Here is a 23,163-nt window from a genome sequence, read left to right on the forward strand (position 1 = left end):
GAAAAGGAAGATATCAATGGCGAAACAAGCAGCACCAGTAAAGAAGAATCAGACCATCACACTCCAATTTGAAGATTTGACCCATGAAGGGAGCGGTGTCGGGAAAATCAATGGCTATCCATTATTTGTCCCTTATGCGCTGCCGGGTGAAGAAGGCGAAGTGAAGGTCGTTAAAGTCAATAAGAACTTTGGGTTCGGGAAACTGCTCAATGTGACTAAATCCAGCGAAGAGCGTGTTGAACCGCCATGTGATGTGTATTACAAATGCGGCGGATGTCAGCTACAGCATATGAGCTATGATATGCAGCTCGATATGAAGCAGGAACAAGTTAAGAATGCGATGCGAAAAATCGCCCACCTGGAAGACGTGCCGGTTCATCCGATCATTCGTATGGAAGATCCTTGGCGTTACCGCAATAAAGTGCAGATGCCTGTCGGGGAAAAAGAAGACGGTGAACTGAAAACTGGTTTCTACCAAAAACGCAGCCACCGGATCATTGATGGAATGGAAACGTGCAATATCCAGGATGAACTAAATGATCGCATGGTAGAAGCGGTACGCAGGATAGCTGACCGGTTTGGCATTTCTGCCTATGATGAACAGAATGATACCGGTGTGTTAAGGCACATTGTCGTTCGCACAGGTGAAGTGACAAAGGATACAATGATTGTCATCATTACCCGGACACCCGACATCCCGCATCAGGATGAGCTGGTCAAGGAACTGATCAATACTTACCCGCATATTAAATCGATCGTTCATAATATTAATGATCGAAAGACAAATTCCATTTGGGGCAAAAAATCCAAAGCGATTTGGGGAGAAGACTATATTTATGACACGATCGGCGACATTAAATTTGCTATTTCCGCCAAATCCTTTTACCAGGTCAACCCGCCCCAGACGAAGAAGTTATATGATAAAGCATTGGAGTATGCCAGGATCGGCGGCAATGATACGGTCGTCGATGCTTACTGCGGTATTGGTACAATTTCGTTATTTATGGCGCAGGAGGCTAAAAAGGTTTACGGGGTAGAAGTCGTCCCGGAAGCCGTTGATGATGCCAAGAAAAATGCCAAACTGAATGGGTTCACCAATGCCGCGTTTTATGTCGGCGAAGCAGAAAAAGTCATGCCGTGGTGGACGGCTCAGGGATTGCGTCCGGACGTGGTTGTCGTGGATCCGCCGCGGAAAGGCTGCGACGAGGAGCTGCTGAAGGCTATGCTGGGCATGGAGCCGAAGCGGATCGTATATGTTTCATGCAACCCGTCAACATTGGCGCGGGATTTGCGCATTCTGGAAGACGGCGGCTATGTCACACAGGAAGTCCAGCCGGTTGATATGTTCCCGCAGACACATCATGTTGAATCGGTGTGCTGGCTGAAGAGGGAAGCTGTCTAATTAAAATATAAACTTCCCGGTTAAATAAGCATTTCCTGTCAGTTTGATAAAAAGAGCTCAAGCATGGTATAAGTGTAAAAGAAGCAGAGAAATATTTGTTTTCATGATGAGAGGATTTTAAATTTGGAAATGAAAGATAATTTTTGGCGTCATTTACCACGTCCGTTTTTTGTACTGGCGCCAATGGAAGATGTGACACATGTTGTTTTTCGCCATGTAGTGAGTGAAGCCGCCAGACCTGATGTGTTTTTTACAGAGTTTACAAACACAGAGAGTTATTGTCACCCAGAGGGGATCCATAGTGTACGCGGGCGTTTGACTTTTACAGAAGATGAACAGCCAATGGTGGCCCATATATGGGGAGATAAGCCTGAATATTTCCGGCAAATGAGTATTGGTATGGCGGGTCTTGGCTTTCAGGGTGTGGATATCAATATGGGCTGTCCTGCCCCCAATGTGGCACCCAAAGGGAAGGGCTGCGGTCTTATCCGTCGTCCGGATGTTGCAGCAGATATTATACAAGCAGCAAAAGCAGGAGGATTGCCCGTAAGTGTGAAGACGAGGCTTGGTTACACGAATGTAGATGAATGGCATGACTGGCTGACACATTTATTGGAACAGGACATCGTCAATCTTTCCATTCATCTGCGTACGAAAAAGGAAATGAGCAAAGTGGACGCGCATTGGGAACTGATTCCGGAGATCAAGAAACTTCGTGATCATGTGGCGCCAGATACACTTTTGACAATCAATGGGGATATCCCTGACCGTCAAACCGGATCTGAGCTCGCCCATCAATACGGTGTTGACGGGGTTATGATTGGGCGTGGTGTTTTTAAAAATCCATTTGCCTTTGAAAAGGAGCCGAAAGATCATAACAGTAAGGAATTGCTTGATCTCTTAAGGTTACATCTTGATCTTCATGATAACTATTCACAAGAATTTGAGCCACGTCCATTCAAACCGCTTCGTCGTTTTTTTAAGATATATGTCCGCGAGTATCGAGGGGCGAGTGAATTAAGAAACCAGTTGATGAATACAGAGTCAACTGATGAAGTGCGTGCATTACTCGATAACTTTGAGGGAAAGAATAGGAATTAATGCTGTATGTCAAGACGATAATCTATTTCCCATAATGAATGACTAAAGACATGAACAAAAGACGTTTCAGGTAAGAAATATCTTTTTTCATGTCTTTGTTTGGTTAATCCTTCCCTGTTTTCAGACAGAGATTATTGACGTTTACGTATTAAAGCGGTATAGGTACCTGGACACCATGATAGCAAATTGAATAATTAACGTTGTCTTTCCCAATAATTATTCGCAGCAGCTATGGTTTGAAAATTTATTGCAATTACTTGTGAAGCTGATATTAGACTCTTTGCATTCTGTGAGTATTTAGGACGCAATTTTTTCCTGATCTTTTCAGATGGCTGTGTATATTGTACTCCCTTCTGTGCAAGTGTAATGGCTAATTCAAATCCCTCTTGAGGTGTTTTAGTTTTTAAACTTCTAAGCCATTTTTCCATGGATTTCATCTCCCTTATGATTACCTCATATATAATATATGCCCATTTAAATGGAAAGTTCATAATTTAAAAGTATTGAATTCATGGCTATGTGGGATACAGGGCACAGACAAACTGAAATCCATTCTGATCACTTATTACTTTAACACCTGAAACGCGCTGCAATCCTCATGACATTGTAAATTGTCCTCGCATGCCTACCTTCTTGCGTATAAGGGTTTATCAGCGGGCGGAGATGCTGAAGAAATTGCTGGTCGCAAAAGCATGGTGATCCCCCTTTTTGCAAACATTCATCATGCGCTCTGCAGGCAACATCAACTGCATTAATTGGTGCACCTGGTCCGCTGCATCCTGGACCGCAGTATCGGTATCCTGGGAAAACGCAAAAGCCAGGGTGCGACTTTTTATACTGTGGCATCTCAATTCTCCTTTTCTTTTCGGTTATATTACAATATCGTATGTCTGCGGCGGTGCGGAGGTCTGTTTTAACACCTAATAAAAAAATTTTGACACAAAACCAATCAGCCTTTATTATGATATATGATAAACCCTACTAAAATGATAGGGAAAGGATGTCTTTTTAAATGGATTCATCTGCAAAAGTTCAGCCGATAGATGAAGTGAAAGATCCAGTACAGCTAAAAGGTACTGATTTAAATAAACCGCAAATGCCATTGATCATTGGAGGTCTGATTGTTGGGGCGATTCTGCTGGTTTATCTTATGGCAACACAGGATAGTGTACAGTCATTACTCCTTGTGATCGGTCTTTTGCTTGGGTATACATTATTCCATGCCCGTTTTGGTTTTACATCGGCATTCCGCAGGCTGGCATCAGTTGGAAACGGGAAGGCCCTAAGGTCGCACATGTTAATGCTGGCGGTGGCCGTTACGTTATTTGCACCGATTCTGGCTTTTGGATACTCATTTTTTGGCGGCGGTGTCTCTGGTTATGTGTCACCGGTAGGCGTCAGTCTTTTAGTTGGTGCCTTTATGTTTGGTGTCGGTATGCAGTTGGGTGGCGGCTGTGCATCTGGAACGCTTTACGCGGTAGGCGGTGGGCGCTCTGTCATGTTTATCACGCTATTATTCTTTATTGTCGGTGCAACGATTGGAGCATATCACTTACCTTTCTGGACAGAAGATCTGCCGTCATTTGAACCCGTTTCACTGGCAACATCGACAGGGTTTGGCTATGGCGGTGCCTGGCTATTATCGATTGTATTGTTTGGCCTGATTGCCTGGATTACGCTGGTCGTGGAGAAAAAGAAACAGCCACCGAAAATGGCACCTAAACCAACTGAAGCAGGGTGGAAACGCATTTTCCGCGGTTCATGGCCATTGTTCGCAGCGGCGATTGTATTAGCATTGCTGAACGCCCTGACGTTAATGACACGCGGTACACCATGGGGCATTACATCAGCCTTTGCTCTATGGGGTTCCAAGGTTGCACAATTCTTTGGAGTTGACGTGGCCAGCTGGGGATACTGGCAAGGTGCGAACGCGGCTGCATTGGAATCATCAATTTTTGCTGATTCCACAACTGTTCTCAACTTTGGTGTTATTCTTGGTGCGTTTCTTGCATCGGCAGCCGGCGGTCTTTTCAAATTTTCAAAGATTACCGGCAAAAACGCAGCTGCATCAGTTATTGGCGGGCTGCTGATGGGGTATGGTGCCCGACTGGCATTTGGCTGCAATATCGGTGCGTACTTCGGTGGCATCTCATCATTCAGCCTGCACGGCTATATATGGGGCATCATGGCCCTTGCCGGAACATTCTTAGCGCTGTATCTCAGACCTAAGTTCGGATTATCCGTTCCAAAACCAAAAGACTCGTTTTGTTAAAACAGTTTTCTTAAAAATCGTTGTTTCGAATCCGCTTTAGGCTAACTAACAACAGTCCTTACAGCAACAGCCAAACCTAAGAAATCTCTATTCAGGACCGGCTCTACTACAGAGCCGGTTTTTTCTGTATATATCAACAGTCAGTAACGCAGACTGCAATTTGACAGAATCAGTATCGTTTTGTATAATTTGATTTAACTGTTCAAAACAAATTAAACAAATCGAATAGATTGAACTGATTAAAGAAAGGAAGGTGGATTTATGGAAGCGAATGATGATATCCAAAAAATTGAAGAGTCCAGGGATATTTTGATCAGCGCAATCGCTCAGACGATGGTGATTTATGGTGTCACACCATCCGTGGGAAGAATTTATGGTGTTCTTTACTTTGCGGACAAACCGCTTAATCTTGACGACATTAAAGATCAGGTTGCCATGAGTAAAGGAAGTGTCAGCACAGGCTTGCGTGATCTTCTGGATACCGAAATGGTGATCAAAGTCTGGAAAAAAGGCGACCGAAAAGATCATTATATTGCTGAAAAAGATTTCTTCAAGAATTTCTTTGCCTTCTTCACCAAAATGCTGCGACAAGAGAGGAACATCATTTCAAGAGCCAACGAGCAGGTTGAAGGTACTCTTAAAGATATCGCAGTGAATGGTGATTCTGAAGAAGCGAAAGAGATGGCCCAAGGTGATCTCCAGGATATCGAGCAAACCATGACATACTTTGACTGGACGCTCCGATTGGCTAATGCCATGGAGTCAAGGGAGATATTTAACCATTTTCCAAAATACAAAGGGGGTGACAGCGCTGGACAAGACTAATACTGCACTCGTATTAATCGATGTGCAAAAAGAAAGCGAATTCGGTATTGAGGGCGTGAATACCGTAGTAAATAATACAGAAAAACTGATTGCCGAATGTCGGAAAATGGGCATCCCGATCATATACACCCGGCATATTAACCGTGAGGATAAAATCGGTCTTTCAAATGAGGAACCTTTGACCGAAGAGGACAAACCGGTATTTTACAATAACGGGACCGATGCGGTAGAGATCAAGGACCAGATCAAGCCTGAAAAAGACGACATTATCATTGATAAATACCGCTGGAGCAGCTTTTATGATACAAGTTTAGATCTGATGCTCAGGAATATGGGAATCAAACATTTGATTATGGGCGGATTTGTCACAGACGGCTGCTTGATGACGTCTGTGTTTGATGCTTACTTTCGGGATTATCAGGTGAATTTGGTGAAAGATATTTGCGGCGCTACGAATGAAGGTGCACATATGGCATCGATCATGATTATGGCCAACTGGGTCTATGATCTCGCCATATTTGATACGTCTGAAATGATCAGGAAATTAAATGGTGAATCATACGCGAACTGGGAAGCAACGTATCCCGATCAGCTGCAGTTCACACCCGAAATTATGCGTCAGATGTTTCATGGGTTGAACAGATAAATATTGTTTTATCGCAAAGGAGGAAAACAGTGTTAAAGAGCATGAAACGACTAAGTATTACTGCAATAATTTTGTTATTGATGGTTCTGTCAGCATGTGGTGGCAGCAGTGAAGAGAATGAAGCCTCAGACGAAGGGTCAAATAGCGACAGTGGAGTGGAACTTGGGCAAAAAGAACTGACAATTCCTTACGTTGCATGGGCGTCGGCGACAGCCAGCAACCATGTCATGGAAGTCGTACTGGAAGAAGCCGGCTACGACGTTACCTTGAAGCAGGTTAATTCCGGTGCAATGTATACAAGTGTTTCTGATGGTTCGGCTGATGCAACAATAAGCGTATGGCTGCCCCATACAGACGCGAGCTACTGGGAAAAGTATAAAGAGGACCTGGTGCATCTTGGACCAAATTTGGAAGGAGCACCGCTTGGACTTGTTGTGCCTGAATATATGGATATTAACTCAATCGAAGACCTGAAAGAAAACAAAAATTCGATCGGTGATAAAACAGAATATACGATTACAGGGATTGAACCCGGTGCCGGTCAAATGGAACTGACAAAAGAGGAAGTCATGCCAGAGTATGGGTTAGATGATTGGACATTGCAAGCGAGCTCTTCTCCGGCTATGGCCTCATCATTAGGCGAAGCTATTGAAAATAAAGAGCCGATTATCGTCACACTCTGGTCCCCGCACTGGACATTCTCGGAATATGATCTGAAGTATCTTGAGGACCCAAAAAATATTTACGGTGATCCTGACAATATCAATACCATTGTCCGGAAAGACCTGGATGAAGACGCTCCGAAAGCACACAAAATACTTGATCAGTTTAAGTGGTCAAAAGATCAAATCGGAGAAGTCATGGTAAAAATAAACGATGGAATGGATCCTGCCAAAGCAGCTGAAGAATGGGTGAATAACAATCAGGAAGCCGTTGATGAATGGATGAAAGGCACTAAGGAATAATCCATTTATAAGCTAAAAATGAATAGCCATTGAAAAAGCAGAAACCGAGACAAACAGGTTTCTGCTTTTCTGATATAATAAAGTTTGCATAAGACAGTTTTCATAACAGAAGGGGAATACAAATGAAGAAACCAACTTTTCGGGACATCGAGATTATAGGCGGTGTAATAGCAGAAAACGAACAATACAGGCATTATCATTATCCGGAAATGTTGATCAGATATGATAGTAATTTTATAGACTTTAAACTAATGCCCTCGCTGGCAGAATTCCAACAGACAGAGATATTTTTAAAAGAATTTCATCAGAAGTATAATCAGACACATTTAAAATTTGAATTTCCGGAAAATGAAAAAACGGGCCCTGGATTGCAGAAGTATTTTGAAGATAATGGCTATGATATTGGGTTTATGGAGTTATATGCCATTCAGCCAAATGATTTTCCTTTCCAGCAGGTAAATACAGAAATCCGGGTTGAGGAAGTAACTGAGCACAATTACAATGATTTCATCAGCCTGCAGTATGAAACTGACAGGCAAAACGGGGAATCGTTTGCCAATGAAAAGGTAAAACTGAGTCAAAAGCAGTTTGCTGATAAGAACAACATGAAGGTGATTGCTTACTATCAAGGGGAGCCTGCCGGAACGATGAATGTGATTCTCTCAGATGAGTTCGTTGAAATTGATGACCTGGCTGTCCAGGAGGAATTGCAGCGAAAAGGAATCGGCGGCAGTCTGCAGCGGTTTGTCATGGACAGATTTTATGACCGGACGGTTATCTTGGTAGCTGACGGCCAGGACACAGCACGGGAGATGTATCAGCGGCAAAATTATCAGTATCTAGGGTTTAAATATGAGGTTCAGCGGATTGACGAGGAATGACATTTTTGTGAAGTCGGGCATACGTGACTGAAACATGATATAATACCTATTGTGTCCTATGGTGAATGACTTTCCATAAAAGTAGCATACTGAAGCTATATAGTTCATTCTGCTTACAAAAACGGCACTAAACTTTTACAATATATAAAGAGATATTTTTTATCGGTTATGTTGCATCTAATGCCCGATTGGTTCAACTAGCATTCAATGGGGAAAAGCTTTCCACTGAATGAAGTTTCATTTTATGTCAACTGAAAGGATGAAGAGGATGAGCAGGCAAATTGTCACCTCATCAGATATAGGCGGTATTACATCAGAGAAAGAAAACCAAACATCAATTGCGGTGGATCTGAAATCACTGTTTAAATTACCGGTGCTTATTGCTAATGCTGTACCGATATTTGCAGGATTTTGGCTTGCCGTCTATTTTACGGAAGCTTCTTTTGCAGCAAACTTTGGCATTTTCTTACTGACGATAATTGGCAGTACGCTCGTGATGGGCGGAGCACTTGTCATTAATAACTGGTACGATGTCGATATTGATACTGTGATGGACAGGACAAAAACACGGCCGACGGTTACCGGCAACATCGGGCTTCGGACCGTCCTGTGGATTGGACTTGGGACAAGCATTATTGGTTTAGTTATGTTGGCTTTTACGACACTTGAAGCCGTCATTTATGCGCTTATCGGCTGGTTCACTTATGTTGTGCTGTACACGATGTGGTCCAAGCGCCGTTATACCTTGAACACGGTCATCGGCAGCATTTCAGGTGCAGTGACACCGTTAATAGGCTGGGCTGCCCTTGCACCAGCATCTAATATTGTTCCAATTGTACTGGCACTGATTATTTTTATTTGGCAGATGCCGCACACATTTGCGATTGCCATCCGCAAGTACGATGAGTACAAAGCGGCTAACGTCGCGATGCTGCCAGTTATTTATGGCATGGCAATCACGAAACGTCAGATGGTAGTTTATATAGCATGTCTTTTGCCGTTGCCGTTTTATCTGTTTTCGCTTGGAACAGCATTTGTTGTTATTGCAACTCTGCTTAACGTTGGATATTTTGCCCTGGCGTTCAGCGGTCTGTTTGCCAAAGACACACGAAAATGGGCGGATAAAATGTTTATGGTATCGGTAAACTATTTAATGATTATTTTTGTCGCTGCCATCATCGCCACGGGCCCATGGTTTGGATAATGCTGAAAGATTAAGGCTCAGATAAATTGGGAATTAGTATAGTAAAACTATTCAGGAGGTAATCTTTATGGCAGATATCAAAAAAGGTGACCACAAGTTTTATATCGGCGACGATGAGCAAAACCCGAAAGCAGAGATTACATTTAAGGAAATAGGCGAGCATGAGCTGAATGTCGATCATACGTATGTTTCCGAAGAACTCCGCGGTGAGGGCATCGGCGGCAAGCTTGTTGAAAGAATGGTCGAACATGCACGCAGCGAAGGAAAGAAAATCGACCCGACATGCCCTTATACCAGGAAGAAAATAGAGGAAACATCTGAATACCACGACGTACTCGCCTAATAAGATACCGTCCCATAGCATAATGTGCCAGGGTTACAATGCCCTGGTTTTTTTAATATAATTGAATATAAGCTAGGTGGAAGAGGTTCGGATCATGCAAAAAGTGGCGAAGATCATTTATGAAAGTATCATGATTTTGCTTGTGATGCTTACGATAATAACAATTTGGACAGATGATACGTATAACTCGACAATCAGTTGGATCGTATGGGCAGTGTTTTTTGCTGATTTTACCGTCCGCTTTATTTTATCTGGTTCAAAGTGGGATTTTATCAAACATAATCCCTTTCTTATCATTGCTATCATCCCGTTTGATCAGTTTTTTCAGGTGGCCAGAATCGTACGGATTATCTATCTCTTCCGAATAAAAACAATCACAAAATATTATGTCGTGCCATTTGTCGAAAAGCTGACATTTCAATCGAAGTCACTGATCCTGTCCATTATCCTATTTTTGCTGCTTGCAGAAGCCGCTCTTATCTGGACAAATGAAGGATCTGTCGGGACTTATTTTGACGGGCTATTCGTTGTGTTAGGCTATTTGCTCTTTTTTGGTCACCGGGTTTTTGAGATAGATCAGTCCATTTCAGTCTGGACATTGACAGTGGTTTCAGTTATCGGCATTGCCATTCAGGGACTAGCGCTGCAGTGGGTGTTTAATCGAATTGAGCGTATTTATAAGCGGTTTAAAAATAAGCGTGGACCGCATTCGGACGAACGGGAGGAAGCCAAAAGTTAATCTATGGCGGTGCGCGATAGATGGACGAAGAATCGCTATAGTTTGCCCCATAATCGCTGCAGGTTCCTCAATAACCTCTATAACTTTTAAGTTATAATAGGATCTTCATAAATACACGATTGATATAAACTGCGACATAGTGAAAAATGTGTGCGCTTAAACACCGCTTCGGAAATACACTACGCACACCTTAGGGCGGCTGGTGAGCCTCTGCGTGCTGGCGCACTGCGGGGTCACCTATGCCTCTGCTCCCGCAAGAGACTCAGCGTATTTCCTTCGCTAAGTTTTGTTTCACAGACCAAGATATTTTACGATGGCTAAAGACCGATTTCTCAACCATTAACCTAGCAGGAATATACTCACTTCCGTGGGCTCACCACGAACCTTCTTGCTTTCAAAAAACGCTCGCGTGGGTCTCGAAGGATCGCTGTCCCACAGAAGCCTCTCATATTCATTTTTGCTGCTTGAATGACTCACTTTTCTTCCGATCGAAGTTTTGTGTTGTTCGATCGCATGAAGCGGGCACAAGGATGTGCGGCGCTCTGAACTTCGCGCGAGAGTGGCATGAAATCGCGCGACACTCCTTGGATTTCGCGCGAGAGTGGCATAAAATCGCGCGACACTCTCTTGGTTTCGCGCGAGGGTGACATGAAATCGCGCGACACTCTTGGTTTCGCGCGAGGGTGGCATAAAATCACGCGACATTCCTTGGATTTCGCGCGAGAGGACTCCTCGTACTCAGATGTCGTGAACAAAATACACTGCGCTAACGTGGCGTTGATTGGAGCGAAGGGCAGGAGACTCCTGCGGGAAAGCGGGCGGCTGAAGATCTGAGCAGGGAGCGGGTTTTGCTTCCGAGGAAGCTGAAGCGTTGTCCTAAGGTGTGCGACTGCCAAGCAGCGGAAATCAAACGCTGCAATAGCGAAGTGCATTTCCGAAGCGATGTTATTCCACTCAACTCTGTCTTTACGTCGCAGTTTATGCATTTCGGTCAAAAAACAACAAACTGTTAGAAAGAAAACCCATGTAAAAAGATCTGCCGTCAATGGCAGATCTTTGCATCTAATAGCCCATCACCACAGCGGAGCTTTCTCGACCACGCGTCCTTTCCGTCCTCTCGTTGTTTCAGCCTGGCGGAGTGAATTGATGACGGCTTCTTCTGTCGTCTCGACGACAGCCTGGAAAAGTCTGTTCATGACAGGATGGTCGTCACGGAGAAATGTTTCATTTTCCACAGCGGATCCACTGTTATGGTCAAATAAATTGGCAGTTGAAAATGCAATGGCGATATCACCGCTCCCATGGCCAATATAGCTGCCGGTTCGCCCTAATCCGGCTGCAGTACGATTGGCAAGACGTTTCAGCTGCCGGTCGTAAAGCGGTGCGTCGGTTGCAATCACCATCATAATTGATCCATCAGGTGTATTCATATGAATCCTATTGAAATCGGCGAATAGTGCATGTTCCCGTTTGCCGAAATTGCTGTTCACCAGACATCCGACTGTATAGCCTCTCACCATCCGTGATGATGCCCCGATTCCACCTTTATAACCGTAGCAGACCATCCCTTTTCCTGCCCCGATGGCACCTTCTTCAATCGTCTCCCCGGATGCACGTTCAATTGCCTCTACCGCATGTTCCGGTTTGACAGCCCGAAGACGCATTGAATTCAAATAGCTGTCATTGCACTCGCCAACGACGATATTGATTGAGCTTGCTGTATCGCCGATTTCCGGATTTTCACCAAGCATATATTGAAGCGTTCCCTGCAAGACAGGACCAATACTGAACGTGTTTGTCAGCATAATGGGTGATTCCAGCAGACCTAGCTCGTCAATTTGAACAAGGCCGGCTGTTTTTCCATATCCGTTAATGACAGAGTTTGCGGCCCGGACCTTGTTTCGGAAAAGGCTTTTACTATGAGGTAGTATAGCAGTGATCCCGGTGCAAATGGTATCCTTTTCATTGATTTCTTCATAGAGCGTTACATGACCGACTTTTACTTCCGCCACATCAGTAATGCAATTATTTCTCCCTTTTCGCAGCTGCATAGATGTACCCCTTCATATAATAGATTTAGTAGCATTATAGCAGACTGTTTCCGGTCTGAATAATATAGGTTTTTTCACATAATTGTTTTTTAGTGAATTTGAAATGATTGAAGGACATACGATGGTATCAGATTGGGTTTTCGAAAAGGTTGTTTACATAATGACAAGTATTTTTTAGGCCCGGTTTTATATATTTGCTGTCTGGAGTCTGGGACAAGCCATATGATTATTTATCGCCATATACGGATGTGGCGCTGTATGGTTATATGGTGATCTTATGATTTTTGATTCTTATATCTATCACAAGTTTGGTTGATTTTCTCTATAACAAAAAAAGAAGGTGAAATCATGACAGCCGCTTCAAATTTAACGATTTGGCTGGCATTTGGAGCAGGTATTCTTTCATTCCTGTCCCCTTGCACATTGCCGATTTTCCCGGCGTATTTATCCTATATTACCGGTATGAGTGTGAAGGAACTGAAAGAAAATCAAGATATCAGGATACGCAGTAAACTGCTGATTCATTCCGTTTTTTTCCTGTTGGGAGTCTCTACTGTGTTTCTTGGCCTAGGTGTCGGTATTTCCTTTTTAGGTCAGTGGATTCAGGGGATGCTGACAGGCGATTCAGGTTTATTCATTCAGCGTATTGCCGGTATTTTCATAATTGGGATGGGCCTCTTTGTAGCAGGCTTGCTTAATATCTCATCCTTTATGAAGGAAAAAAGGATGCAATTTGCACGTAAACCAGCGGGCTATTTAGGGACGATTTTTGTCGGCGTGGGATTTGCCGCAGGATGGACCCCCTGCATCGGGCCGATTTTTGCGTCTATATTGGCTGTGGCAGCAAGCAACCCGACACAGGGAACGATTTATACCACTATGTATATAATCGGCTTCGCACTGCCTTTTCTCATATTGACATTTTTCCTTGGGTCGACACATTTGATTCTCCGTTACAGCCAGAAAATCATGAAAGCAGGCGGAGCGGTTATGATTTTTATGGGCATTTTGCTGTTTACAGGCCAAATGACACGGATCTCACAGGTGTTGCTCAAGCTTGTAGAAGATACATGGCTTTCTAATCTGGGTTAAAGGGAGGTTTTAGATATGAAAAAAATAGTGATTATTGTTGTTTTAACAGGAATGTTTGCATGGGCCGTTTATGATCTGACTGCCGATTCACGGGGGGAACAGTCGATTGATGAGAATAATTTTACGGTTGCGGAAAACACAGCAGATCAGGAGAAAAGCGATAAACTGAATGAAGACTCCGGCTCAGATGAAACAGGTCTGGAAGTTGGTGATATGGCACCTGATTTTAAGTTGGAAACGCTTGAAGGGGAAGAGGTTTCTTTGTCCGACTATCGCGGTCAGCGGGTGGTGGTGAATTTCTGGGCAACCTGGTGTCGGCCATGCCGCGCTGAAATGCCGGACATGCAGAAGTTTTATGAGGATAAAGATGTTGAAATTTTAGCAGTTAATTTAACCAGTTCGGAAAGCAGCCAAAGTGGTATTCAGGATTTTGTTGATGCATATCAACTGACATTTCCGGTCTTAATGGATAAGAATTCGGAGGTAGCCAACCAGTATCAAATAAAGCCAATACCGTCATCCTTTATGATTGACTCCAGTGGAAGAATTCAGTTTAAGGCATTGGGAGCCATGAACTATGAGCTGATGGTACAGGAGTTTGAAAAGATGCCATAATTATTCTGCTGGCGTGAAAGATTTCCCTTTATTTTTATAAAGGGAAAAAAACAGGATGATTGTATTCTACTGCTGGCAGGTGCTATACTATAATAAATTTAAAATATGAATGCTTAATATTCCTTCGGGGTCGGGTGAAATTCCCAATCGGCGGTGATGAAGCACAGCTTCCGAGTCCGCTACCCGTGCGGTTTTCCAACCAAGCGGTGGATCCGGTGAAACTCCGGAACCGACAGTGACAGTCTGGATGGGAGAAGGAATTTTTACGGATCGTTTACATAGGTCAAGTGTATGCAATTGATGTTTTCGATTGCGATAAGCTTGGCTGAATTGCCTAATAGTCATAAACGATACGATAAAATTCTGCCCTTGTAGCCTCTGAAGCGAATTCAGGGGTTTTTTTAGTATTTAAATTGAAAGAGAAGCCGAATGAATCCCCGATTGTTTCATAAGGAGGAGTAACCATGAACGATGAACACTATATGCAAATGGCGCTTAACCTGGCCAGCAGTGTTTCAGGCCAAACAGGTCCGAATCCGCCGGTTGGCGCGGTTGTAGTTAAGAATGGCGAAATCTTAGGAGTAGGTGCGCACTTGAAGGCAGGGGGGCCGCATGCGGAAGTTCATGCGCTCCAAATGGCCGGCGACAAAGCAAAGGGTGCAACAATTTATGTCACGCTTGAGCCGTGCAGCCATTATGGTAAAACACCGCCATGTGCTGACTTGATCATAGAAATGGGATTAAGCCGGGCGGTTATTGCCATAAAGGATCCGAATGAAAAAGTCGCGGGGCGCGGGATAGAAAAGTTAGAAGCAGCAGGTGTCGATGTTGAGTTGGGTGTGCTGCAAAAAGAGGCGGCAGCGGTTAATAAGTTTTTTTTCCACTACATCCGGACCAAAACGCCGTATGTAACAATGAAGTCTGCTGTCAGCCTGGATGGTAAAACCGCAACACATACGGGTGACAGCAAATGGGTGACCGGTGAGGCGGCAAGGCGCGATGTCCACCAATATCGTCATATCCATGATGCGATTCTGGCGGGTGTGAAGACGATTCTTGCTGATAACCCAAGTTTGACAGTACGTATTCCGAATGGCGGTAAAAATCCGCTGCGCATCATTCTTGACAGTGACCTGCGCACGCCGACGGATGCAAATGTCGTAAATGATCAACAAGCTGATACATGGATTTTCACTAAAGAGCATATCAGAGAAGAGAAAATGGAACCGTTTAAGGAAAAAAGCGGTGTGAGCATCATTCCGCTTGACTCACTGGATTCTGTCACTGTGCTTAACTATTTGGGAAGCAGGAAGATCATGTCATTGTTCGTTGAAGGCGGTTCTGCAGTTAACGGGTCTTTTCTGGAAAGCGGAAAAATCAATCAGCTTGTGCAGTATATGGCACCTAAACTAATTGGCGGAAAAGACGCGCCTTCGTCTATCGCGGGCAACGGCTTTAGGCATATGACAGAAACACTGCCGCTGGATATCACAAACGTGGAAATGATCGGAGAGGACATTAAAGTCATAGCAGAACCGCAAAAGGGTGATACAGATGTTTACGGGGATTATTGAAGAAAAGGGCACGACCAAACAAATAAAACAAGTATCCGAGAAATCAATTCAAATGACAATCGGATCGTCAAGAGTCTTGAAAGATATTCAAATTGGTGACAGTGTTTCAGTCAATGGTATCTGTCTGACCGTAACGAACTTTACAGATACCAGTTTTCAGGTGGATATCATGCCGGAAACGGTGAAAGCAACTTCCCTCGGGCTGCTTGTGGAAGGATCGCATGTGAACCTTGAGCGTTCGATGCCAGCAAATGGCAGGTTTGGCGGGCATTTTGTCTCCGGTCATGTGGATGGGACCGGAACGATTGTCCGAAAAGAAAAACAGGAAAATGCGATATATTATGATGTGGAAATTCCGGAAGAACTGGTCATTTACTTTATCATGAAAGGATCTGTTGCAGTCGATGGTGTCAGTCTGACAGTTTTCGCCATCAGTGGCAGCACGTTTACGATATCACTTATCCCTCATACAGTGTTCGAGACAGTATTGGGCGATAAAGGCGAGAAGGACATCGTCAATATTGAATGTGACATGCTGGCTAAACATGTAAAAAATATACTCAGCCAGTAGCATCATGTAAATTGATTCCAAAAACAAAGGAAGTGGACAACGTGTTTCATACAATTGATGAAGCGATAAACGATTTGAAAGCAGGAAAACCGGTGATTGTGGTTGATGATGAAGACCGGGAAAATGAAGGTGACCTGGTGGCATTGTCGGAAAAAGCGACACCGGACGTAATCAATTTTATGATTACCTATGGAAAGGGTCTTGTGTGTACATCCATTAAATCGGATTTAGCCGGGAAACTAAAATTGCCATTGATGACGAGTCAGAGTAGTGACCCGTTCAGAACAGCATTCACTGTCAGCATCGACCACAACGATACAACAACGGGTATTAGCACAGATGAGCGTTCGAAAACAATCCGGGCACTGCTTGATCCGAATGTTAATGCGGAAGATTTTAAGCAGCCCGGCCATGTTTTCCCGCTGATCGCCAAAGATGGTGGCGTTTTAACACGACAGGGTCACACAGAAGCTTCCATCGATCTGGCAGATTTAAGCGGTGCCTTCCCGTCAGGCGTCATTTGTGAAATTATCAAAGACGATGGCACAATGGCCCGGGTACCGGATTTACGTAAAATGGCTGATGAATTTGGTCTGAAGCTTATATCGATTGCAGATCTGGTTTCTTACCGGAAGCAGCATGAAATTCATGTCAGCCGGGCTGTAAAAACGACACTGCCGACCGATTTTGGTACGTTTACCGTGTATGGTTACACGAATGATTTAGATGATAAAGAACACATTGCACTCGTGAAAGGTAATGTTCATGAAAAAGAGACTGTATTGGCCAGGGTGCATTCTGAATGCCTGACAGGTGATGTGTTTAGTTCCCATCGCTGTGATTGCGGGCCGCAGCTGTATGAGGCTTTAAATAAAATTAATGAAGCAGGCGCCGGTGTATTAGTATACATGCGTCAGGAAGGGCGCGGAATCGGGCTGCTTAACAAACTGCGTGCCTATCAGCTGCAGGATTCCGGAATGGATACAGTTGAAGCGAATGAACAGCTTGGATTTGCTCCGGATATGCGCGAATATGATATCAGCGCTCAAATTTTGAAGGATATCGGCTCAGAAAAAGTAAATCTTTTGACGAATAACCCTGAAAAAATGCGGGGGCTTCAGTCTCACGGCATTCAAATCGATGCACGTGTACCGATCGAGACGGGTTCAACGGCGGAGAATGAACGCTACATGCACACCAAATCTCAAAAGATGGGGCATTTATTCAGTTTTCATCATAACTAAAGGAGATGATCAATTTGGGGAAAACATTTGAAGGCAGTCTTGTTGGCTCAGACTTGAAAGTTGGCATCGTTGTGGCACGGTTTAATGACTTTATTACGAGTAAGCTGCTGGAAGGGGCAGCAGATACCCTGAAACGGCACGGTGTCAAAGAAGAGAATATTGATATTGCCTGGGTTCCGGGCGCATTTGAAATTCCTGTCGCTGCCGGGAAAATGGTGGCCAAGGATGAATATGATGCTGTTGTGACACTTGGGGCGGTTATACGCGGCTCAACGCCACATTTTGACTATGTTTGCAGTGAAGCGGCCAAAGGGATATCCAATGCGGCAATGCAGTCCGGCAAACCGGTTATTTTTGGTGTGCTGACGACTGAAACCATCGAACAGGCGATTGAACGCGCCGGGACGAAAGCCGGTAATAAAGGATCGGAATCAGCTGCTGCGGCAATTGAAACAGCAAATGTCATCCGAGAACTAAACGGGTAATTGTTCATAGGCTCAATTATTTTTTCAGCTCCTTAAACTTTCATAATGGCATAGTCGGCCTCAGTAAGATACACTAGAGTTAGAAGATTGTATAACTGGAGGCAGTCAAAATTAAAGGCTTAATTTATCAAATCATCATAGTTGGCGTTATCTGGATTGGAATGGCGTTCTACTTCACATATATGGACCCGGCAAGCAAATTTATTTTCTACTTGGTGACATCCTGGCTGTTATTTTTAGTTGTCATGCTGTTAAAACAGCTAATTAAAAACCGCGGTAACGATAAAGATTCAACTACGGGAAGGTAATACAATGCTCACGATCGAGAACTTATATAAAACATATGGCGACAAGATATTATTGAATGATATTTCGTGTATGATCAAACCCAATGACCGAATCGGACTGATTGGTGTCAATGGCACCGGTAAATCCACTTTCTTGAAGGTCATTGCCGGGATTGATACAGCGGAAAAAGGCACCATCAACCATGCAAAAGATTATCAAATTGAATATTTGGCTCAGGAGCCTGAACTGGAGCCGGGATTGAATGTGATTGAGCAAATTTATTACGGGGAAGCAGCCATTATGAAGGTCATGCGTGAATACGAACAGGTACTTCTAGAGCTGCAGCATCATCCCGAAAATGAAAAAGTCCAGGAGCGCCTGATGGAAAAACAGCAGCAAATGGACGAACATGAAGCATGGGAAGCCAATACAGCCGCTAAAACAATTCTTACTAAACTGGGAATCACAAATTTCCATAAAAAGGTAGAGGAGCTCTCAGGCGGTCAGAGAAAACGGATAGCCATCGCCAAGGCACTCATTCAGCCAGCTGATCTTTTAATTCTTGACGAGCCGACCAACCATCTGGATAATGAAACAGTCGACTGGCTTGAGAAGCATTTGGCATCATACAAAGGTGCGCTGATGCTCGTAACACACGACCGTTACTTCTTAAATCGGGTCACCAATCAGATTTTCGAATTGGATAAAGGCAATCTTTATACGTATGACGGCAATTATGAATTATTTTTGGAGAAAAAAGCAGAGCGTGAAGCACTGGAAAGAAGCTATGAAGAGAAGCATCGGAATACATTGCGCCGCGAACTTGCCTGGCTAAAGCGTGGGCCAAAAGCACGCGGAACTAAGCAAAAAGCACGCGTTGAGCGGGTTCAGGAGATGCGACAACAAACATTTGATACGGAATCCCGGGATGTGTCTTTTGAAGCAGGATCCACCAGGCTCGGCAAAAAAGTCATCGAGCTTGAGGGAATTGAAAAAAGTTACGGTTCCGAACAGCTGATAGCGGACTTTGATTTTCTGGTTGTTCCGGGTGATCGTCTGGGGATTGTGGGACCGAACGGCTCGGGAAAAACAACACTTCTGAATATTATAGTCGGACGCCTCGCACCGGATAAAGGTGAAATTGAAATCGGACAAACAGTTAAAATCGGGTACTATACGCAGGGTGATGAAGAACTTGATGACGATAAACGGCTTATTGAGTATATCCGGGAAGTTGCCGAGGTGATCCATACAAAGAATGGTGACGTCATTACGGCGGAACAAATGCTGGAAAGATTTTTGTTCTCGCGCCGTGAACAATGGAATTATATCCGGAAATTGTCCGGCGGGGAACGTCGGCGTCTATATTTGCTTAAAGTTCTGATGTCGGAACCAAACGTGCTGCTGCTGGATGAGCCGACCAATGATTTGGACACACAGACACTGGGAGTCCTCGAAGAATATCTCGATCAGTTTCCGGGGGTTGTCATTACGGTATCGCACGACCGGTATTTTCTAGATCGTGTCGTTGATCATATGCTTGTTTTTAAAGAAAATAACCCGATTGAGCATTTCTACGGCAACTACAGTGAATTTTTGAAATGGGAAAAAGAGGCGCAAAAACAGTACGGACCAAAACCGTCAAAAAAGTCCGGCCAGAAACCGGCTCGAAAGAAGAAGATGTCTTACAATGAGAAGATGGAATGGGAAACAATTGAAGATGATATAACAGAACTGGAGACCATGATTGAAAACCTTCAGGAACAGATAGCCGGTGCCGGGAGCGATACTGGAAAAGTACAAGAACTTTATAAGGAACAACAGGAAATTGAGGAGAAACTGGAAGCAAAAATGGAACGCTGGGAAGAGCTTTCGCTTCTGGCAGAGGAATTGGAAATCAAATAGTTTAAAAAATGGCATGCATAAATTTGTATATTCACCAATTTTATGTTTAATTTGTATCGTATTGCGGAAAATAGAAGTGGTATAATCCATATCGGAGGAGGTAAGAGAATGAAGCTATTTCAAGTCAGAAAAGGACAATTTGTCTATTATAAGAATGAGCTTCATAAGGTGTATTCCGTAAAGCCTATGTTCAAGCAATCCGTACACCTTTATCGTTTAAAGGATATGCAGCAGGACATAACAAGAGCCAGCAATATTGAACCGTGCAGACCAAAACATAACGATTCATTTATTTTTTACGGGAAACGCTACACAGTTGATAAAAACAAGAAACCTGAGCCGGGTGATTACATTTTAATCATTAAGCCTGCGCCAGATTTTCTCGATCATTATTCACTTAATGAAATCGAAAAAGTCGACAATGTAGAAGATGGGAATGTCGTCACAACACGGGATAATGGCGTTAAACACAGCGAGTATGTTGTATTGGTTCCCGGAAAAACGGAAGATAGTGAAGATATAGCCTATTATGATAAAACACTTGTTTCAGAAGTACAGCTTGCAGAAGATGAATCACCGCAGATATCCGGTGACGATGGCAGCGACAATCCGGTAGTCGGGGATATTTATTATGATGTTAAAAACAACACGAAGGCAATGGTTGTTGCGATGACAGAAGATGAAGTATTTTTGGGACATAATGTCAGAGTCCATGTATCGAATTTGTCGGATGAAAACCAATTCCGATTAATCTACCGTTTTGATGAAGGATTTTAATAATTGAATTGAAGTTTAAAAAAGCATCGGCGTTCCGGTGCTTCTTTATCTTTGGCTCTTTTCGTTTACTTTGAATTTTTTCATCGAAGTTGAGATAAATTGCGACATAGTGAAAAATTTGTGTGCGATAAACCGCTTTGGAAATACACTTCGCTAAGTTTTGTTTACGGACTTTATATTTTACGACGGACAAAGCCCCGATTTCTCAACCATTAACCTAGCAGGAATACTTTTGCTGCCTAAATGACTCGCTTTTCTTCCAATCGAAGTTTTGTGTTGTTCGATCGCGTGGCGCTCTAAATTTCGCGCGAGGGTGGCACGGAATCGCGCGACACTCTTGAATTTCGCGCGAGAGTGGCACGGAATCGCGCGACACTCTTGAATTTCGCGCGAGAGTGGCACAGAATCGCGCGACACTCTCTGAATTTCGCGCGAGAGTGGAACAGAATCGCGCGACACCCTCCAGATTTCGCGCGAGAGGATTCTTCGTACTCAGAAATCGTGAACAAAAAATACACTGTCATTACGTCGCAGTTTATGGAAATTGTTAAGGATTCAAATAGTGGGGATAGCAATAAAAATTTCAAAAATAGTCTTACTTATCGACAATTCTTGACCTTGGGCTATCTCTCAACTCGTAGCGGAAAAAGTCAAAAAGTCAAAAAGTCAAACAACTTTAATTTATCCCGCATATAATGGACAGTAATCCGCCAAAGGACATCGACTAACTGTTCCTAAATGCCCGATTCTGTTCAACTAACAACCAGTGGGGAAAAACGCCTCACTGATTGCAGTTTCACTTTATGATTCAAGCATACTTTCCGCTTTATAGCCGAGGACATTAATTGGGTCTTTTGGCGATGAATATGGCGGAGCATAACCAAGCTCCAGCTCCGGAAGATCATAGACGGTCATTTTTGCCTTCATGACTGTTGCCATGACTGCTAGACGTTTATCAACGCCTTCCCTGCCAACGGCCTGAGCGCCATATATACGTCCGTTTTCAGCGTCAAACAAAACTTTTAATGTGATTTTTTCAGCACTTGGATAATATCCGGCATGAGATAGACCCTCATGCACAGCTTCTTTATAGTTGATGTCCAAATGCTTGAGCACGGCTTTATTCAGCCCTGTGGCGCCCGCACTCAAATTAAATACTTTGAATATAGCTGTACCCTGAACACCCGCATATGGATTAGTGCCGCCCTGGAGGTGGTTGACGAGAATAAAAGCCTGCCGGTGTGCCGGACCAGCAAGCGCAACATGTCTTGGTGTCCCGGTCAGCAGATCATTTGTCTGGATTGCATCACCCAGAGCATAAATATCAGGGTCGCTTGTTTGCATATAATCATTTACTTTAATGCCCCCTGTTTCGCCGATCTCCAGTCCACTGTCCTCAGCCAATACCTTATTCGGCCTGATCCCGACGGCCATAATAGTCATGTCCGCTTGAACGCTCTTTCCGCTTGTTAAGTCGAGTGTTGCACCGTTGTTGGAAAATGATTCAAGACTTTCATCAAGCAGAAGCTGGACCCCTTTTGCTTTGAGGTGGTTTTCGATTATAGCAGCCATATCCTGATCAACCAGTTTCATGACTTGTTCGCTACGGTCAATGATTGTACAGTCAATACCACGTGCGTGTATATTTTCCACCATTTCGAGCCCGACGAAACCAGCGCCGACAATGGCGCAACTCTGAGGCTTTTCCGTTTCAATATAATGTTCAATTGCGTCCATATCCGGTATGCTGTGCAGGGTGAATGTCCGATTGTCATTCATTCCTTCAAGTTCAGGCTTTTTGGCGGAAGCCCCGGGCGAGAGAATCAATTTATCATAAGATGTCCGATGTTCCCCTGCAGAGTCCCGATAGGTAAGCTGTTTGTTTTCTCGGTCGATCGAAGTCACTTCCGTATTGGTTCGCAGGTCCAGGTCAAATTTGCCGGCAATTTTATCGCTGCTGACAAGCAGTTGGTCCCGTTTATCAACAACGCCGCCGATATAATATGGCATGCCGCAAGTTGAGAAAGCGACATGTTCATCCTTATCAAACAACGTAATTTTCGAGTCATTATCATTTCGGCGGATTTGGGCAGCAACATTGGCCCCGCCTGCCACGCCTCCGACGATGACAATTTTATTTGCCATATGTAATTACCTCCCTTTTATAGTAAAATTCCCTTTTT

22 protein-coding genes and 1 riboswitch are annotated in these 23,163 nt (G+C 43.9%); of the genes, 18 read left to right on the forward strand and 4 right to left on the reverse strand.

Annotated elements, in window-relative coordinates; genetic code table 11:
• Positions 1-16: 16 nt before the first annotated feature.
• Together rlmD and ON01_RS03515 are read left to right on the forward strand one after the other, a co-directional pair.
• On the forward strand, positions 17-1,402 hold the full coding sequence (gene rlmD / locus ON01_RS03510; RefSeq protein ID WP_010529626.1) for a 23S rRNA (uracil(1939)-C(5))-methyltransferase RlmD: 1,386 nt from the start codon (positions 17-19) through the stop codon (positions 1,400-1,402).
• Between the two features lie 129 nt (positions 1,403-1,531).
• Entirely contained in the window at positions 1,532-2,503 is a 972-nt protein-coding gene (locus tag ON01_RS03515) for a tRNA dihydrouridine synthase (protein ID WP_010529627.1), read from the forward strand.
• Between the two features lie 194 nt (positions 2,504-2,697).
• Here ON01_RS03515 and ON01_RS03520 read toward each other — a convergent pair whose 3' ends face one another.
• Both ON01_RS03520 and ON01_RS19815 read right to left on the reverse strand, forming a co-directional pair.
• Positions 2,698-2,931: a hexameric tyrosine-coordinated heme protein gene (locus tag ON01_RS03520; protein ID WP_010529628.1), complete on the reverse strand. Its 234-nt coding sequence runs from the start codon at positions 2,929-2,931 to the stop codon at positions 2,698-2,700.
• Positions 2,932-3,073: 142 nt separating this feature from the next.
• Positions 3,074-3,349: a phospholipase gene (locus ON01_RS19815; protein WP_083838338.1), complete on the reverse strand. Its 276-nt coding sequence runs from the start codon at positions 3,347-3,349 to the stop codon at positions 3,074-3,076.
• 166 nt (positions 3,350-3,515) lie between these two features.
• Between ON01_RS19815 and ON01_RS03530 the strand changes: the two genes are divergently transcribed.
• The 8 genes from ON01_RS03530 (at position 3,516) to ON01_RS03565 (ending at position 10,378) form a co-directional block, all read left to right on the forward strand.
• Complete coding sequence (locus tag ON01_RS03530; RefSeq protein WP_010529630.1) at positions 3,516-4,775, forward strand: YeeE/YedE family protein; 1,260 nt, start codon at positions 3,516-3,518, stop codon at positions 4,773-4,775.
• A 261-nt stretch (positions 4,776-5,036) separates the two neighbouring features.
• On the forward strand, positions 5,037-5,600 hold the full coding sequence (locus ON01_RS03535; protein ID WP_010529631.1) for a GbsR/MarR family transcriptional regulator: 564 nt from the start codon (positions 5,037-5,039) through the stop codon (positions 5,598-5,600).
• Positions 5,527-6,246 carry a cysteine hydrolase family protein gene (locus tag ON01_RS03540; protein ID WP_245544971.1) on the forward strand — a complete coding sequence of 240 codons (720 nt, stop codon included), beginning with the start codon at positions 5,527-5,529 and terminating at the stop codon, positions 6,244-6,246. The genes ON01_RS03535 and ON01_RS03540 overlap by 74 nt, the downstream gene beginning before the upstream one ends.
• Before the next feature lie 29 nt (positions 6,247-6,275).
• On the forward strand, positions 6,276-7,211 hold the full coding sequence (locus ON01_RS03545; protein WP_010529633.1) for a glycine betaine ABC transporter substrate-binding protein: 936 nt from the start codon (positions 6,276-6,278) through the stop codon (positions 7,209-7,211).
• A gap of 122 nt (positions 7,212-7,333) precedes the next feature.
• A complete protein-coding gene (locus ON01_RS03550) occupies positions 7,334-8,092 on the forward strand; it encodes a GNAT family N-acetyltransferase (protein ID WP_010529634.1) in 759 nt (252 codons plus the stop codon).
• Positions 8,093-8,360: 268 nt separating this feature from the next.
• Complete coding sequence (gene cyoE, locus ON01_RS03555; RefSeq protein WP_010529635.1) at positions 8,361-9,296, forward strand: heme o synthase; 936 nt, start codon at positions 8,361-8,363, stop codon at positions 9,294-9,296.
• Between the two features lie 67 nt (positions 9,297-9,363).
• Positions 9,364-9,639, forward strand: coding sequence for a GNAT family N-acetyltransferase (locus ON01_RS03560; RefSeq protein ID WP_010529636.1), 276 nt, complete (start codon positions 9,364-9,366; stop codon positions 9,637-9,639).
• A gap of 94 nt (positions 9,640-9,733) precedes the next feature.
• Positions 9,734-10,378 (forward strand): hypothetical protein, encoded by a 645-nt coding sequence (locus ON01_RS03565; protein ID WP_010529637.1) that lies wholly within the window; start codon positions 9,734-9,736, stop codon positions 10,376-10,378.
• Positions 10,379-11,451: 1,073 nt separating this feature from the next.
• On the opposite strand, the gene ON01_RS03570 is transcribed toward ON01_RS03565, so the two are convergent.
• Complete coding sequence (locus ON01_RS03570) at positions 11,452-12,429, reverse strand: DmpA family aminopeptidase (RefSeq protein ID WP_010529638.1); 978 nt, start codon at positions 12,427-12,429, stop codon at positions 11,452-11,454.
• A gap of 348 nt (positions 12,430-12,777) precedes the next feature.
• Between ON01_RS03570 and ON01_RS03575 the strand changes: the two genes are divergently transcribed.
• The 8 genes from ON01_RS03575 (at position 12,778) to ON01_RS03610 (ending at position 20,980) form a co-directional block, all read left to right on the forward strand.
• On the forward strand, positions 12,778-13,521 hold the full coding sequence (locus tag ON01_RS03575; RefSeq protein WP_010529639.1) for a cytochrome c biogenesis CcdA family protein: 744 nt from the start codon (positions 12,778-12,780) through the stop codon (positions 13,519-13,521).
• Positions 13,522-13,536: 15 nt separating this feature from the next.
• Entirely contained in the window at positions 13,537-14,136 is a 600-nt protein-coding gene (locus ON01_RS03580; RefSeq protein WP_010529640.1) for a redoxin domain-containing protein, read from the forward strand.
• Between the two features lie 116 nt (positions 14,137-14,252).
• Positions 14,253-14,399: riboswitch (FMN riboswitch) on the forward strand.
• Between the two features lie 201 nt (positions 14,400-14,600).
• Positions 14,601-15,710 carry a bifunctional diaminohydroxyphosphoribosylaminopyrimidine deaminase/5-amino-6-(5-phosphoribosylamino)uracil reductase RibD gene (gene ribD / locus ON01_RS03585; RefSeq protein ID WP_010529641.1) on the forward strand — a complete coding sequence of 370 codons (1,110 nt, stop codon included), beginning with the start codon at positions 14,601-14,603 and terminating at the stop codon, positions 15,708-15,710.
• A complete protein-coding gene (gene ribE / locus ON01_RS03590) occupies positions 15,691-16,281 on the forward strand; it encodes a riboflavin synthase (RefSeq protein ID WP_010529642.1) in 591 nt (196 codons plus the stop codon). Before ribD ends, ribE begins: the two co-directional genes overlap by 20 nt.
• Before the next feature lie 41 nt (positions 16,282-16,322).
• Positions 16,323-17,525, forward strand: a complete 1,203-nt coding sequence (locus tag ON01_RS03595) for a bifunctional 3,4-dihydroxy-2-butanone-4-phosphate synthase/GTP cyclohydrolase II (protein WP_010529643.1) — start codon at positions 16,323-16,325, stop codon at positions 17,523-17,525.
• A 14-nt stretch (positions 17,526-17,539) separates the two neighbouring features.
• A complete protein-coding gene (gene ribH, locus ON01_RS03600; protein ID WP_010529644.1) occupies positions 17,540-18,010 on the forward strand; it encodes a 6,7-dimethyl-8-ribityllumazine synthase in 471 nt (156 codons plus the stop codon).
• Between the two features lie 312 nt (positions 18,011-18,322).
• Positions 18,323-20,203: an ABC-F family ATP-binding cassette domain-containing protein gene (locus ON01_RS03605; protein ID WP_010529645.1), complete on the forward strand. Its 1,881-nt coding sequence runs from the start codon at positions 18,323-18,325 to the stop codon at positions 20,201-20,203.
• Positions 20,204-20,311: 108 nt separating this feature from the next.
• Positions 20,312-20,980 carry a hypothetical protein gene (locus ON01_RS03610; protein ID WP_010529646.1) on the forward strand — a complete coding sequence of 223 codons (669 nt, stop codon included), beginning with the start codon at positions 20,312-20,314 and terminating at the stop codon, positions 20,978-20,980.
• Between the two features lie 801 nt (positions 20,981-21,781).
• Here the strand turns inward: ON01_RS03610 and ON01_RS03615 are convergent.
• Entirely contained in the window at positions 21,782-23,125 is a 1,344-nt protein-coding gene (locus tag ON01_RS03615; protein ID WP_010529647.1) for a CoA-disulfide reductase, read from the reverse strand.
• Positions 23,126-23,163: the final 38 nt, after the last annotated feature.

It is taken from the genome of Lentibacillus jeotgali (genome assembly GCF_000224785.1).
GTDB lineage: Bacteria > Bacillota > Bacilli > Bacillales > Amphibacillaceae > Lentibacillus > Lentibacillus jeotgali.

What these genes read in the sequence shown, in the direction of transcription:
- rlmD (WP_010529626.1), top strand. Translation starts at nt 17, where the DNA reads ATGGCGAAACAAGCAGCACCAGTAAAGAAGAATCAGACCATCACACTC.
- ON01_RS03515 (WP_010529627.1), top strand. Translation starts at nt 1,532, where the DNA reads ATGAAAGATAATTTTTGGCGTCATTTACCACGTCCGTTTTTTGTACTG.
- ON01_RS03520 (WP_010529628.1), bottom strand. Translation starts at nt 2,931, where the DNA reads ATGGAAAAATGGCTTAGAAGTTTAAAAACTAAAACACCTCAAGAGGGA.
- ON01_RS19815 (WP_083838338.1), bottom strand. Translation starts at nt 3,349, where the DNA reads ATGCCACAGTATAAAAAGTCGCACCCTGGCTTTTGCGTTTTCCCAGGA.
- ON01_RS03530 (WP_010529630.1), top strand. Translation starts at nt 3,516, where the DNA reads ATGGATTCATCTGCAAAAGTTCAGCCGATAGATGAAGTGAAAGATCCA.
- ON01_RS03535 (WP_010529631.1), top strand. Translation starts at nt 5,037, where the DNA reads ATGGAAGCGAATGATGATATCCAAAAAATTGAAGAGTCCAGGGATATT.
- ON01_RS03540 (WP_245544971.1), top strand. Translation starts at nt 5,527, where the DNA reads ATGCCATGGAGTCAAGGGAGATATTTAACCATTTTCCAAAATACAAAG.
- ON01_RS03550 (WP_010529634.1), top strand. Translation starts at nt 7,334, where the DNA reads ATGAAGAAACCAACTTTTCGGGACATCGAGATTATAGGCGGTGTAATA.
- cyoE (WP_010529635.1), top strand. Translation starts at nt 8,361, where the DNA reads ATGAGCAGGCAAATTGTCACCTCATCAGATATAGGCGGTATTACATCA.
- ON01_RS03560 (WP_010529636.1), top strand. Translation starts at nt 9,364, where the DNA reads ATGGCAGATATCAAAAAAGGTGACCACAAGTTTTATATCGGCGACGAT.
- ON01_RS03565 (WP_010529637.1), top strand. Translation starts at nt 9,734, where the DNA reads ATGCAAAAAGTGGCGAAGATCATTTATGAAAGTATCATGATTTTGCTT.
- ON01_RS03570 (WP_010529638.1), bottom strand. Translation starts at nt 12,429, where the DNA reads ATGCAGCTGCGAAAAGGGAGAAATAATTGCATTACTGATGTGGCGGAA.
- ON01_RS03575 (WP_010529639.1), top strand. Translation starts at nt 12,778, where the DNA reads ATGACAGCCGCTTCAAATTTAACGATTTGGCTGGCATTTGGAGCAGGT.
- ON01_RS03580 (WP_010529640.1), top strand. Translation starts at nt 13,537, where the DNA reads ATGAAAAAAATAGTGATTATTGTTGTTTTAACAGGAATGTTTGCATGG.
- ribD (WP_010529641.1), top strand. Translation starts at nt 14,601, where the DNA reads ATGAACGATGAACACTATATGCAAATGGCGCTTAACCTGGCCAGCAGT.
- ribE (WP_010529642.1), top strand. Translation starts at nt 15,691, where the DNA reads ATGTTTACGGGGATTATTGAAGAAAAGGGCACGACCAAACAAATAAAA.
- ON01_RS03605 (WP_010529645.1), top strand. Translation starts at nt 18,323, where the DNA reads ATGCTCACGATCGAGAACTTATATAAAACATATGGCGACAAGATATTA.
- ON01_RS03610 (WP_010529646.1), top strand. Translation starts at nt 20,312, where the DNA reads ATGAAGCTATTTCAAGTCAGAAAAGGACAATTTGTCTATTATAAGAAT.
- ON01_RS03615 (WP_010529647.1), bottom strand. Translation starts at nt 23,125, where the DNA reads ATGGCAAATAAAATTGTCATCGTCGGAGGCGTGGCAGGCGGGGCCAAT.